The following is a 624-nucleotide window of genomic DNA, read 5'->3' on the forward strand; positions in this document are numbered from 1 at the left end:
CTATGACGTAAATTATGAGGACTGATAGATTTCGTGATCCCACAGCTTTTAATGACGGCTTTCATTGCTTTTTGAACGCCACCGCGATCCATCACGGTATGGTTAACATTGAACGGTGAAGGAAAAAGATAACGACTATTTTTGTGGGTTTGCCAATAATATCGCAGGGCATACAGGGTTCGCCTTGGTAGTGGGATGAACCTGTCTTTACCCCCTTTGCCTTGTCGAATATGGACAAACATACGATGGCTATCAATATCACCCACTGTGAGATTTAACCCTTCACCTAGCCGTAACCCGAGGCTATATAAGGTCAGAAAAAACACTTGGTAACGCAGTTGCGAAGTGGCATTGATCAATAGGCTCACTTCGGTTGGCGTCAAAATGTCAGGTAAGGTTTTCACGTGTGGCGGCTTTACAATGTTCAGCCACTCCCAATCACGTTGAAGGACATGCTTAAAGAAAAACTGTAAGCCATTGCGATCAATTTTCACGGTACTCCATGAATGTGTTTTGATCAGTTGTGTAAAATACCGTTTCAGGTCGTCGGTAGTTAACGTGTCTGGCGATTTATCCAGTTGATGGGTAATGCGACGTAGAGCACGACTATAAGCATCAATCGTA

The 624-nt window shown here is 43.8% G+C and carries 1 protein-coding gene; it reads right to left on the reverse strand.

From position 1 onward, the window contains the following. On the reverse strand, positions 1–624 hold a 624-nt coding region (locus tag C9J46_RS21435; protein ID WP_107291498.1), incomplete at both ends, for a site-specific integrase.

Origin of the sequence: Photobacterium sp. GB-36 (assembly GCF_003026135.1) — a bacterium.
Classification (GTDB): domain Bacteria; phylum Pseudomonadota; class Gammaproteobacteria; order Enterobacterales; family Vibrionaceae; genus Photobacterium.